The sequence below is a fragment of the Brevundimonas sp. genome, from assembly GCF_035561115.1.
Classification (GTDB): domain Bacteria; phylum Pseudomonadota; class Alphaproteobacteria; order Caulobacterales; family Caulobacteraceae; genus Brevundimonas.
The window spans coordinates 1-11,554 of sequence record NZ_DATMYH010000039.1; the positions used below are offsets into that span (position 1 = coordinate 1).

At 68.4% G+C, this 11,554-nt stretch carries 12 protein-coding genes; 8 read left to right on the forward strand and 4 right to left on the reverse strand.

The window, feature by feature from the left end:
- The first annotated feature begins 82 nt into the window (after positions 1-82).
- Positions 83-364, forward strand: a complete 282-nt coding sequence (locus tag VN378_RS04940) for a hypothetical protein (RefSeq protein ID WP_325741538.1) — start codon at positions 83-85, stop codon at positions 362-364.
- 278 nt (positions 365-642) lie between these two features.
- On the opposite strand, the gene VN378_RS04945 is transcribed toward VN378_RS04940, so the two are convergent.
- Entirely contained in the window at positions 643-1,320 is a 678-nt protein-coding gene (locus tag VN378_RS04945) for a COQ9 family protein (protein ID WP_325741540.1), read from the reverse strand.
- Positions 1,321-1,508: 188 nt separating this feature from the next.
- Here VN378_RS04945 and rpsU point away from each other — a divergent pair, with 188 nt between their 5' ends.
- A complete protein-coding gene (gene rpsU / locus VN378_RS04950) occupies positions 1,509-1,766 on the forward strand; it encodes a 30S ribosomal protein S21 (RefSeq protein WP_056621430.1) in 258 nt (85 codons plus the stop codon).
- Positions 1,767-1,999: 233 nt separating this feature from the next.
- Here the strand turns inward: rpsU and VN378_RS04955 are convergent, their stop codons facing one another.
- Both VN378_RS04955 and VN378_RS04960 read right to left on the reverse strand, forming a co-directional pair.
- On the reverse strand, positions 2,000-3,388 hold the full coding sequence (locus VN378_RS04955; RefSeq protein ID WP_325741542.1) for an ABC transporter permease: 1,389 nt from the start codon (positions 3,386-3,388) through the stop codon (positions 2,000-2,002).
- Positions 3,385-4,341, reverse strand: coding sequence for an ABC transporter ATP-binding protein (locus VN378_RS04960; protein WP_325741544.1), 957 nt, complete (start codon positions 4,339-4,341; stop codon positions 3,385-3,387). The genes VN378_RS04955 and VN378_RS04960 overlap by 4 nt, the downstream gene beginning before the upstream one ends.
- 152 nt (positions 4,342-4,493) lie before the next feature.
- Between VN378_RS04960 and VN378_RS04965 the strand changes: the two genes are divergently transcribed.
- From VN378_RS04965 to phoB, 6 genes are all read left to right on the forward strand, one after another.
- Entirely contained in the window at positions 4,494-5,891 is a 1,398-nt protein-coding gene (locus VN378_RS04965) for an ATP-binding protein (RefSeq protein ID WP_325741546.1), read from the forward strand.
- A gap of 136 nt (positions 5,892-6,027) precedes the next feature.
- Positions 6,028-7,458: a phosphate ABC transporter permease subunit PstC gene (gene pstC / locus VN378_RS04970; RefSeq protein WP_325741547.1), complete on the forward strand. Its 1,431-nt coding sequence runs from the start codon at positions 6,028-6,030 to the stop codon at positions 7,456-7,458.
- The gene (gene pstA / locus VN378_RS04975) at positions 7,451-8,737 is read left to right on the forward strand and encodes a phosphate ABC transporter permease PstA (RefSeq protein ID WP_325741549.1); all 1,287 of its coding nucleotides are present in this window, start codon (positions 7,451-7,453) and stop codon (positions 8,735-8,737) included. The genes pstC and pstA overlap by 8 nt, the downstream gene beginning before the upstream one ends.
- 4 nt (positions 8,738-8,741) lie before the next feature.
- Positions 8,742-9,605: a phosphate ABC transporter ATP-binding protein PstB gene (pstB, locus tag VN378_RS04980; RefSeq protein ID WP_325741551.1), complete on the forward strand. Its 864-nt coding sequence runs from the start codon at positions 8,742-8,744 to the stop codon at positions 9,603-9,605.
- The gene (gene phoU / locus VN378_RS04985) at positions 9,605-10,336 is read left to right on the forward strand and encodes a phosphate signaling complex protein PhoU (RefSeq protein WP_325741553.1); all 732 of its coding nucleotides are present in this window, start codon (positions 9,605-9,607) and stop codon (positions 10,334-10,336) included. The genes pstB and phoU overlap by 1 nt, the downstream gene beginning before the upstream one ends.
- Before the next feature lie 14 nt (positions 10,337-10,350).
- The gene (phoB, locus tag VN378_RS04990; protein WP_055830022.1) at positions 10,351-11,040 is read left to right on the forward strand and encodes a phosphate regulon transcriptional regulator PhoB; all 690 of its coding nucleotides are present in this window, start codon (positions 10,351-10,353) and stop codon (positions 11,038-11,040) included.
- On the opposite strand, the gene VN378_RS04995 is transcribed toward phoB, so the two are convergent.
- Positions 10,985-11,368: a hypothetical protein gene (locus VN378_RS04995; RefSeq protein WP_325741556.1), complete on the reverse strand. Its 384-nt coding sequence runs from the start codon at positions 11,366-11,368 to the stop codon at positions 10,985-10,987. The genes phoB and VN378_RS04995 overlap by 56 nt on opposite strands.
- Positions 11,369-11,554: the final 186 nt, after the last annotated feature.

Below are 11,554 nucleotides of genomic sequence, written 5' to 3' on the forward strand. Positions count from 1 at the left end.
AGAGTCTCCAAGTCGGCGGAGGCGTTACCGGGTCCCCTTCCCGCGATTGCCGATGGTGCAGGTACAGGTCTAGTCTCAACCCATGAGCGCATATTTCTGGATGGTTCTTGGCCTGATGTGGGCCGCAATCGCCTTGGGGGCGATCCGGTTATGGAGGGGTCGGGGCAAGGCCCGGGACCGGCCAGCCGATCACGCGGCCCACCGGACCACGACCGGAGTGGTGATCGCGGCGGCCATCACCGGGTTCATTCTGACCGCGTTCTCTGTCGGCTACAGCTACGGCAAGGCTCGTGCGCTGGAGGACAATCTGGCCGGTGAGCAGGCCCGGGCCAGGTTGGAAGCCACCGCGGCGCTGAACGGATAGTCCTTGGCCGTCAGGAACAGGTCTTGGCCGAACGCGAGCGTCCCTCGCCCAGCTGGGTCGTCACAGTGATGCAGTCGTCCCGGGTCAGCTTGCGGGTGGCGTAGAAGGCTGAGGCGGCCACAGTCGACACGGCGATGCCGCCTATAAGGCGATCATCGCGACGTTCCGAGGGGTCAGTGGCTGTTTCGTCATTCCAATCCGCCCCCTTGATTGGCCTGACTATTCAATACGGGTGGCTGCCGGCGCAAGCCGGCCCTCTCTCAATGGGAGAGGGAGCGCTAAGGAACCTTCGCCCCGTACCGCATCCGGCTCAGCGCATCCGCCACCTTCCGCAGCGGCGCGTCGAAATCCTTGCCGGCCTTCCATTTCTCGAAAGCCATGACGTTCTCGATCCGCGCGGCGACGAAGGCTTCCGCCGCCTCGCGGCCGTCGAACCAGCGCATGGTCAGGGCCGGGATCAGGATGCCCGACAGGATCGCCCGCTTGGAATAGTGGTTCCAGTCGGTCGCCGTGTCTCCCGCCCAATGCCACAGGTGGTCCGCGCTCTCCCACGCCAGTTTCAGGCCGAGGTCGGCGTTGGTCGGCAGGGCCAGGAAGGCGGCGCAGCGGCGCGTCGCCTCCAGATCGGCGGCCCCGGCCTCCATCCGGGCCGAAACGGCGCGGGCGATTCGCTCGCGCATCTTCAGCGACTTCGCATCGATCTCGGCCAACTCGGCCAAGGCCCGATCATCGTGGCGCCGCGACAGCAGGGCCGCGAGGTCCCGCGCGCCGTTCGGCAGCAGCAGTTCCTCGTCCCCGAGCGACAGGCCGTTTTCGGCGCAGGCCTGCCTCACCATGCGGCTGTTCCAGCCCAGCGCGGGCGACAGGCGGACGGCCGCGTCCAGCACGGATTGCTCCATCCGGTCGCCCCAGTCCCCTTCGGGCGTCTCGTTCGACAGGTGTGGCGCATCGGTCATGGCGACAGCATATGCCCACCCGGCGGGCGTTTCGACCCTTCAGATTGAGGCGCGACGATCTGGACAGGCGGGGGCCGAACGTGTATCAGCCCGCCTTCATCCGCGGACCCTGTTCGCGGAAGACGATTTTATTTGTCTGCCCGTCTCCCTTCCGAGGTGCGCGGCGGGCGGCCAAAGGAGAGTTCAACCTGGTACAGATTTTCGTTCGCGATAATAACGTCGATCAAGCCCTGAAGGCCCTGAAGAAGAAGATGCAACGCGAAGGCAGCTTCCGGGAAATGAAGCGCCACGTGCACTACGAGAAGCCCTCGGAGAAGCGCGCCCGCCAGAAGGCCGAGGCCGTGCGCCGCGCCCGCAAGCTGGCCCGCAAGCGCATGCAGCGTGAAGGCCTTCTGCCGCCGCCGAAGCCCCGGGTTCCGGGCGTGGGCGGACCGAGCCGCGGTTAAGTCGACGTTTCGAACTGAAGATCAAAAGGCCGCTCCGGGAATCCGGAGCGGCCTTTTTCTATTCTGCCCTTCTCCCCTTGCGGGAGAAGGTGGCCGAGCGAAGCGAGGTCGGATGAGGGGTCACGCGGGGATTGCCTGAGCGATCGCCGGATTACCCTCGCCGTCGGCAAGACCCCTCATCCGTCGGCCCTTCGGGCCGCCACCTTCTCCCGCAAGGGGAGAAGGATTGCGTCCTACCGCCCGCCCCGCACGGCGCCGGCGAAGGCCTTCCAGGTCAGTTTCACGTCCGACAAGGCGCCGGCCCGGAACGCCCGGCCCGCGATCCAGACCATCAGCAGGGCGAAGGCGAACATGCCCGCCATGGCGCCGATGACCTCGATCAGCGGCGGATCGCTGGGCATGCGCGCGATCATCAGGAACGGGGTGAAGAAGGGGATCCACGACATGATCCGCACCACCGGCGCGTCCGGCGTCTGCAGCGCCATCTGCATGGTGATCATCGGAATGACGAGGATCATCATGATCGGCCCCATCAGGGTCTGGGCGTCGCGCGGCGTCTCGCAGAAGGCGCCGATGGCCGCGAACAGCACCGCGTACATCAGATAGCCGCCCAGCATGAAGGCGCCGAACCAGGCCAGCATGCCGCCGTTCAGCAGGATGTCGCCGACCATGCCGCCCTGCGCCGGCGCGAACCAGAACAGCGCGCCCGCGCCGATCCCGCCCCAGGCCGCAAGCACCGTCAGGGTCAGCAGGGCCACGCCCAGCACCTTGCCGGTCAGGATCTCGGTGGCCGAGGCCGAGGAGAGCAGCACCTCGAGGATCTTGTTCGACTTCTCCTCCATCACGCTGTTCAGCAGGATCGAGGCCCCGGTGATGATCAGCGACCAGAGCAGAAAGCCCGAGGCCAGGCCGATGATGGCCGGCAGCTTGTCGCGGAACGAGACCTCCCCGCCGCTGGCCGATTTGGGCGAGAAGACGCTGACGTCGGCGCGGAAGGCCTCGGTCTGGTCGACCACGCCGGGGTCGATGCCGGCGGCCTCGAACACCGTCTTGCGGTTGGCCGAGTTCAGGGCGTCGCGGATGAAGTCCTCGACCGTGTCGTCGGTGGCCCGCGCGGTCCAGACCCGCGCCACGGGCTTTCCGTCCGCGCGGTCCAGGAACACCACGGCGTCGAGCCGCTGATCCTCGGGCGTGTCGTCGGTCAGCCAGCGGCGCACAGCGGCGTCCTGCTCCGGCCCCGCCGGAAGCGCCGAGATGTCGGTCGGCGTGGCGACCAGCCGCATCCTGGGCCGGGACAGGTTGGCCATCGCCCCCTGCGCCATGCCCGAACCCGCCTGCGGGCCCGCCGAGGCGGCGGCCTTCTCGGCCGCTTCCCGGGCCCGCGCATTGCGCCGTTCCGCATCATTGCGAAGGGAATCCCGCACCGCCGCCGCCAGACCGGAGGCCTGGGGTCCTTCCTCGATCACCGCCACGGCCCGGACGGGCTCGGACGAGCGGATCATCAGCGGCACCGCGCCGCCCAGAACCGCGAACATCGGAAACGCCAGCAGCGACAGCCAGAAGCCCACGGTGCGGGCGTAGGCGCCGTATTCGCGGCGCGCGATCAGCAGGGTGCGGTTCATCGGACGGCCTCCGCGGCTTTGTTGGACTGGTCGACGTCGGGATTGTCGCCCGTCAGGCCGATGAAGGCGTCATGCAGGCTGGGTTCGCGCAGCTCGAACCGGCGTACATCCAGCCCGCCAAGGAAGGCCGCCTTCAGCGCCTCCTGCCCCTTGCCGCCCTTGCCGAGCGCGGCCTTCAGCACGCGCACCCCGTCGATCTCGGACATGACCTCGACGCCGGTGACGCCCGGCAGGGCCGCCGCCTGGGACGCATCGATGGCGCCCTCAAGCTCCAGGAACCGTTTGGAGGTCGCCCGGGCCTCGCTGACCGTGCCCTCGAACGCCTTGCGGCCCCGGGCCAGCAGCACGACCTTGTCGCACAGACGTTCGGCGTGCTGCATCACATGGGTCGAGAACAGCACCGTCGCGCCGTCGGCCGCCAGGCCGCGGATCACCGCCTCCAGCCCCTGCTGATTGACGGGATCCAGTCCCGAGAACGGCTCGTCGAGGATGACGAACTCCGGGCGGTGCACCACCGAGGCGATCAGCTGGACCTTCTGGGCCATCCCCTTGGACAGCTCCTTCATCTTCTTGCGCTTCGAGGCGCCCAGTCCCTGGGCGTCAAGCATCTCCTTCGCGCGCCGGCGGCCCTCGCCGATCGGCAGGCCCTTCAACGAGCCGAAGAAGGCGATGGCGTCGACGGGCGTCATCTTCTTGTAGAGACCGCGCTCCTCCGGCAGGAAGCCGATGCGGTCGCGCACCTTGCGCCCGTCGTCCGCCCCGAGGATCTCGATCCGGCCCGAGCTCACGCCCTGCAGGCCCAGGATCATCCGGATGGTCGAGGTCTTGCCCGCCCCGTTCGGACCCAGGAAGCCGCAGATCGTGCCCTTCTCGACCTGGAAGCTCAGGTCTGTCACGGCCTGGAAATCCCCGTACCGCTTGCTCACCCCGTCCAGCGTCAACGCCGCCGCCATAGTCCCCTCCGGCCGAACTCGATCTGTCGCCCTCAGGGATAGAAGTGTAAAGGAAGTTTGACAACCTGTCGCGAGGACCATCGGCGCCCTCCTGTCATGAATTCCGTGTCATGTTCGCGGGATACGAGTCGCCCGCGCCAGCGAAAGCGTGAATGCCCTACGAAGTCACATCCTCGCCCGTCGCGCCGCTGACCGGATCCCGGCTGTGGACGGTCGGCGCCAGCGCCGGCATCGCCATCGCCGCCCTTCTGGGAGCGGCGGTTCTCCAGCCGACGGCGGCCTGGCTGGTCGGAGCCGCGGTCCTGGTCGGACTGACCACCTGGCTCATCAACCGCCGGCCCCGGATCGAGACCAATCCCGTGGACGCGGCCGCGGTGGAGCCGCCCTCGGACCGCGCCCTGCTGGACAGCGTCTTCCAGGCCCTGGCCGATCCGGTGCTGGTGGTGTCGGGCGGAGAGGCGGACGACATTGCGGGCCGGCGCATCGTCCTGGCCAATACCGCCGCGCGCGAGCTGCTGCGCATCCAGGCCGAGGGCGCCCTGCTGGTGCCGGTGTTGCGCGATCCGGCGGTGCTGGAAGCGGTGGACGAAGCCCTGTTCGGCGGCCTGACCCGCACCACCGACTACGCCGGCGTCGGCGCCCAGACCCGGCACTGGCGCGCCCTGACCCGCCCCCTGCCCTCGGCGGACGACCGCACCCTGGCGCTGCTGGTCCTGCGCGACGAGACGGACGTGCGGCGTATGGAACTGATGCGCGTCGACTTCCTCGCCAACGCCAGCCACGAGCTGAAGACGCCGCTGGCGTCGCTGTCGGGCTTCATCGAGACGCTCAAGGGGCACGCCCGGGACGACCCCAGGGCGCGGGACAAATTCCTCGACATCATGGCCGCCCAGGCCGATCGCATGAGCCGGCTGGTCGCCGATCTGCTGTCGCTCAGCCGCATCGAGCTGAACGAGCATATTCCGCCCGCCGGTCGGGTCGATCTGGCCCGCGCCGCCGCCGACGTCGTCGACGCCGTCAGCGTGCTGTCGGCGGACCGCGGCGTCGTCGTGAATTTGCAGGACCGGAATATCAGCGCCCCGGTGAACGGGGACCGCGACGAGATTCTGCAGGTGGTCCAGAACCTGGTCGACAACGCGATCAAATATTCGCCCTCGGGCGGGACGGTCGAGATCGTCATCCAGCCGGACATCGCCCTCGACGAGGCCTCCGCCCCCTGGTCCGGCGGCAATCGCGGCGAGGGCGCGACCCGGCTGCCCCTGGTGACGCCCGACCGCGAGAGTGGTCAGCGCTACGCCGCCGTCACCGTGCGCGACCACGGCCCCGGTCTGGCCCGCGAGCATCTGCCCCGGCTGACGGAGCGCTTCTACCGCGTCGAGGGCCAGAAGAGCGGCGAACGGCAGGGAACGGGCCTGGGCCTGGCCATCGTCAAACACATCGTCAACCGGCACCGCGGCGGACTCACCGTCGAGAGCGCGCCCGGTCAGGGCGCCGTGTTCACAGCCTATTTCCCGGTCGTCGCCCCCCGGGATCGCGCGACGGCTGTGTGACACCGCCGCGTCGGCGGGCCGTGCAGCGTAACAGAACTGTCATTCACCCGTCGTAATCCGCTGACCATTCCCGGGCAGTTATCGCGGCGGGGCGTACGGGAGACCGCGCGTTCCGATTCCGCTGTCCCGGACGCCCATGACCTGGCTTTTCCTGCCGATCCTGATCGCTGCAGCCGTCGCCGCCTATGTCGGCGGCCGGGCGATGGCGCAACGCCGCGGCGAGGGCCAGCGGCCCCATTCCCGTCCCGGCCAGCACGGCGCCTACGCCCTGATCTGGACCGCCGTCCCGGCCCTGGCGATCCTGATCGCCGCCTCCGTCTTCTCCGCCCCGATCCAGCAGCAACTGACCGCATCCGGCGCGCCCGAAGCGGTTCAGCAGCTTGAGCCGTTCCGGCGCGAGGCCTTCTTCGCCGATGCGCGCTCGGTCGGCGCCGGTCGTCCGGCGGTGCAGATCTGGCCCGCCCCCTATGCCGAACTTCTGCCCGCGGAGGGCCGACGCGCCGCCCGCATCGCCCTGATGCTGGATATCGGCGCCGGCGCAGCCGCGCTGCTGGCGGGACTGCTCGGCGCCCTGTTCGTCTTCAGCCAGATCCGTCCCGGCATGCGCGCGCGCAACCGGGTCGAGGGCTGGATCGTCGGCCTGCTGTTCGTCTGCTCGGCCGTGGCCATCCTGACCACCGTCGGCATCATCGCCTCGCTGGTCTACGATTCGATCCGGTTCTTCTCCTCCGTGCCGATCACGGAATTCCTGTTCGGGACCCAGTGGAGTCCCCAGACCGCCATCCGCGCCGACCAGGTCGGGTCGACCGGCGCCTTCGGGGCCCTGCCGCTGTTCGCCGGCACCTTCCTGATCATGCTCATCGCCATGGCCGTGGCGGCTCCGGTCGGCCTGTTCTCGGCCATCTATCTGTCGGAGTACGCGGGACCGGCCTTCCGCGCGGTCGTGAAACCGGTGCTCGAAATTCTCGCCGGCGTACCGACCGTGGTCTACGGCTTTTTCGCCGCCCTGACCGTGGGTCCGGCCTTCCGTGTCTTCTTCAACGAGATCGGCGCCCTGCTGGTCGGCGGGCCGCTGGACGGCCTCGGCCAGTATCTGATGCTGGTCCAGAACCAGATGGCCCTGGTCGCCGGCATGGTCATGGGCATCATGCTGATCCCCTTCGTCAGCTCCCTGTCCGACGACATCATCAACGCCGTGCCCCAGTCGCTGCGCGACGGCTCCTACGCCATGGGCGCGACGAAGTCGGAGACGGTCAAACGGGTGCTGCTGCCCGCCGCCCTGCCCGGCGTCGCCGGCGCCATGCTGCTGGCCATGTCGCGGGCCATCGGCGAGACCATGATCGTGACCATGGCCGCCGGCCTGGCCGCACGCCTGACCCTGAACCCGCTGGACACCGTCACGACCGTGACCGTCCAGATCGTCACCCTGCTGACGGGCGATCAGGAGTTCAACAGCCCCAAGACCCTGTCCGCCTTCGGCCTCGGCCTGACCCTGTTCCTGGTGACCCTGGCGCTGAACATCGTCGCCCAGCGCATCGTCCAGACCTATCGGCAGCAGTATGACTGACGCGACCGTCACGCCCGAGGTTCGCGCCGAACGTCTGCGCGCAGGCCTGAAGCGCCGCTACGCCCGCGAGGGCCGGTTCAGGCTGTACGGCCTGCTGGCCATCGGCGTGGCCGTCGGCTTCCTGCTGCTGCTGCTGGGCCGCATCATCGAACAGGGCCACACGGCCTTCTACACCCACACGATCACCGTGCCGGTCTATATGGACCCGGCCCGCGTCGACCGCGCCTATCCCCAGGGCACGAATTTCGAACTGCTGGTCGCCGAACAGCAACTGGCCCGTTTCGGCGTCGTCGACGACGCCCAGGGTTCAAAGGCCGCGGCGATGCGCAGCCTGTTCTCCTCGGAATTGAAATTCGCTGCCGCCGCCCGCATCGAGGGCAATCCGAACCTGATCGGTCAGACCGTGCCGATCGCCGCGCCGGTGTCCGACGACGCCGACCTGTTCTTCAAACACGAGATTTCGCGCGACACCCCCGCCGACCAGCGCCGCCTGACCGACGAACAGATCGGCTGGCTCGACCGCATGAAGGCCTCGGGCCATGTCGCCGCCCACTTCAACAGCGGCCTGTTCACCAAGGGCGACTCCACCGAGCCGGAGCTGGCCGGGGTGCTGGGCGCCCTGGTCGGCTCGGCCCTGATGCTGCTGGTCACCGCCTTCATCGCCATCCCGCTGGGCGTCGGCGCGGCCCTGTATCTGGAAGAGTTCGCGCCGCGCGGCCGGATCACCGACCTGATCGAGGTCAATATCAACAACCTGGCCGCCGTGCCGTCGATCATCTACGGCCTGCTGGGCCTGGCCCTGTTCATCAACTGGATGCATCTGCCCCGCGCCAGCCCGCTGGTCGGCGGCCTGGTCCTGGCCCTGATGGCCCTGCCGACCATCATCATCGCCACCCGCTCGTCGCTGAAGGCGGTGCCGCCGTCGATCCGCGAGGCGGCCCTGGCCATGGGCGCGTCCAAGACCCAGACCGTCTTCCATCACACCCTGCCACTGGCCATGCCGGGCGTCATGACCGGCGCCATCATCTCCATGGCCCACGCCCTGGGCGAGACCGCCCCGCTGCTGCTGATCGGCATGGTCAGCTTCATTCCGGGCATTCCGCACAGTATCGGCGAGCCTACCGGCGCCCTGCCCTCCCTCGTCTACATCTGGGAAAACGCTTCCGAGCGCGCCTTCCACGAGCGCACGGCCGCCGCCATCCTTGTCCTCCTCGCCTTCATGATCGTCATGAACGCCGCCGCGATCTTCCTGCGCCGGCGCTTTGAACGCCGGTGGTAGCCCGATGAAATTCAACCTCTTCCGGGCCCCCGACGGCGTCGAAGGCGGCACGCCTGCCGAGCATGGCGTCATCGCCGCGCCGCCGGTCGTGCACAGCTCGGGCCCCGTCGGCCCGACCAAGATCGCCGCGCGCGACGTCTCGGTCTTCTACAACGGTAAACAGGCCCTCTATGACGTCTCGCTGGACATCCCGGACAAGACGGTCACGGCCCTGATCGGTCCGTCGGGCTGCGGCAAGTCGACCTTCCTGCGGACCATGAACCGCATGAACGACACCATCCCGGGGGCCAAGGTCACCGGCCGCATCGAGATGGACGGCGAGGACATCAACGCCAGATCGGTCGATCCCGTGCTGCTGCGCGCGCGCGTCGGCATGGTGTTCCAGAAGCCGAACCCCTTCCCCAAGACCATCTACGAAAACGTCGCCTACGGCCCCCGCATCCACGGTCTGGCCGCCTCGAAATCCGAGCTGGACAGTGTCGTCGAGGCCTCGCTGAAGCGCGCCGGCCTGTGGGAAGAGGTCGCCGACCGCCTGCACTCGCCCGGCACCGGCCTGTCCGGCGGCCAGCAGCAGCGCCTCGTCATCGCGCGCGCCATCGCGGTCGAGCCCGAGGTCATCCTGATGGACGAGCCCTGCTCGGCCCTGGACCCGATCGCAACGGCCCGGATCGAGGAGCTGATCGACGAGCTGCGCGAACGCTACTGCATCGTCATCGTCACCCACTCCATGGCCCAGGCCGCGCGGGTCAGCCAGCGCACCGCCTTCTTCCACATGGGCCGCCTGATCGAGACCGGCGACACCGAAGACATCTTCACCAATCCGCGCGAGCGGCGCACGCTGGACTACATCACCGGAAGGTTCGGCTGATGAACCAGCACACCGTCAAGGCCTATGGCGACGAACTGAACCAGCTGACGGCCGAGGTCGCCCGCATGGGCGGCCTGGCCGAGGCCCAGGTCGCAGACGCCGTCGACAGCGTCGCCCGCCGCGACATCGCCCTGGCCCGCGCCGTGGTCGACCGCGACGCCAAACTCGACGCCATGCACCGCGACATCGAGCGCAAGGCTATCCGCCTGATCGCCCTGCGCCAGCCCGTCGCCTCCGACCTGCGCCGCGCCCTGGCCTCGATGAAGCTGGCCGTCGATCTGGAGCGTACCGGCGACCTGGCCAAGAATATCGCCAAGCGCGGCCTGATCCTGGCCGAGGGCGATCCCATGCCGCCGCTGACCCGGTCCATCGAGCGGATGGGGAAACTTGTGTCGATGCGGCTGCGCGACGTGCTGGACGCCTACGCCGCCGCCGAGGTCGACGGAGCCATCGCCGTCTGGAACACCGACGACGAGGTGGACGAGCACTACAACGCCCTGTTCCGCGAACTGCTGACCTACATGATGGGCGATCCGCGCACGATCACGGCCGGCACCCACCTGCTGTTCATGGCCAAGAACCTCGAGCGTATCGGCGATCACGCCACCAACATCGCCGAAACCATCTACTACGAGATCACGGGACAGGAATTCACCGGCGAACGCCCCCGCTGGAGTCCTGACCAGACTGCCGACAGCGACCCGACGCCCGACCCGACGAAACCCGACTGACCGGAGAGTTCGACGTGCAGCCTTATGTTCTGGTGATGGAAGACGAGGACGCCCTGGCGACCTTGCTCTCGTACAATCTCGAAAAGGAAGGCTATCGCGTCGTCGTCGCCGCCGACGGCGAGGAAGGCATGCTCCAGATCGACGAGCGCTTGCCTGACCTGGTCCTGCTGGACTGGATGCTGCCCAAACTGTCGGGCATCGAGGTCTGCCGCCGCATCCGCGGTCGGGCCGAGACCCGCAACCTGCCGATCATCATGCTGACCGCCCGCGGCGAGGAAAGCGACCGCATCCGCGGCCTGGACACCGGCGCCGACGACTATCTGACCAAGCCCTTCTCGATGAGCGAGCTGATCGCCCGCATCCGCGCCGTCCTGCGCCGCATCCGTCCGGGTCTGGCCGACGACCGCATCAATCACGGCGACATCGTCATCGACCGCGTCGCCCACCGCGTCCGCCGCGCCGGCAACGAGATCCACCTCGGCCCCACCGAATTCCGCCTGCTCGACCATCTGATGCAGCACCCGGGCCGGGTGTTCAGCCGCGAACAGCTGCTGGACGCGGTCTGGGGCTCGGACGTCTATGTCGAGGCCCGCACCGTCGACGTCCACGTCGGCCGGCTGCGCAAGGCCCTGAACGTCGAGGGCACGGTCAATCCGATCCGGACGGTGCGGTCGGCGGGCTATTCGCTGGATCTGGGGGGCTGAAGCGGACAGGCGGCGCGGTGCGTCCCAGTTCCCGGATGAAGCCGTCCTGCCCGTCCGGAACGGCGTATGAAATCGGCGCGGGGCAGCCCCTGACCGTCCGATCCAGCAGCAGATAGCGCCGGACCTCGCCGTTCGGCCTCCAGGTCAGATCGGGCCGCAGTTCCCGGGGCCCCTCGGAGGGCTGCTCGATCCGCTGGTACCCGCCGCCGTCGCAACGGACCACGTTCAGGCCGTCCATCACCCTCAGGCGAATCTCGGGATTTGACGGCGGAACCGGCGCGCCCGTCGCCAATGGATCTGAAACCAGCATCAGCAGAAGCGACAGCATGACAACGTCTCCGTGCGCATCCAGTCTACTCCTGATCGCGGCGCGCGTCATCCGGCTGCGGTGAGAACGGATCGGGCTTCCCACCGCTGGCGAAGCGGTTAGGGTCCCCTCCTCAGTTCAGGGAGCCCACCATGCGCCGTCGCACCTTCCTCTCGACCTTGCCCGCCGGCGCCATCCTCGCCGGAG

Excerpts from the sequence above, each read along its gene's own strand:
- VN378_RS04995 (WP_325741556.1), bottom strand. The coding sequence starts at position 11,368 with ATGCTGTCGCTTCTGCTGATGCTGGTTTCAGATCCATTGGCGACGGGC.
- pstA (WP_325741549.1), top strand. The coding sequence starts at position 7,451 with ATGACTGACGCGACCGTCACGCCCGAGGTTCGCGCCGAACGTCTGCGC.
- phoU (WP_325741553.1), top strand. The coding sequence starts at position 9,605 with ATGAACCAGCACACCGTCAAGGCCTATGGCGACGAACTGAACCAGCTG.
- VN378_RS04945 (WP_325741540.1), bottom strand. The coding sequence starts at position 1,320 with ATGACCGATGCGCCACACCTGTCGAACGAGACGCCCGAAGGGGACTGG.
- VN378_RS04960 (WP_325741544.1), bottom strand. The coding sequence starts at position 4,341 with ATGGCGGCGGCGTTGACGCTGGACGGGGTGAGCAAGCGGTACGGGGAT.
- VN378_RS04965 (WP_325741546.1), top strand. The coding sequence starts at position 4,494 with ATGCCCTACGAAGTCACATCCTCGCCCGTCGCGCCGCTGACCGGATCC.
- pstB (WP_325741551.1), top strand. The coding sequence starts at position 8,742 with ATGAAATTCAACCTCTTCCGGGCCCCCGACGGCGTCGAAGGCGGCACG.
- VN378_RS04940 (WP_325741538.1), top strand. The coding sequence starts at position 83 with ATGAGCGCATATTTCTGGATGGTTCTTGGCCTGATGTGGGCCGCAATC.
- pstC (WP_325741547.1), top strand. The coding sequence starts at position 6,028 with ATGACCTGGCTTTTCCTGCCGATCCTGATCGCTGCAGCCGTCGCCGCC.
- VN378_RS04955 (WP_325741542.1), bottom strand. The coding sequence starts at position 3,388 with ATGAACCGCACCCTGCTGATCGCGCGCCGCGAATACGGCGCCTACGCC.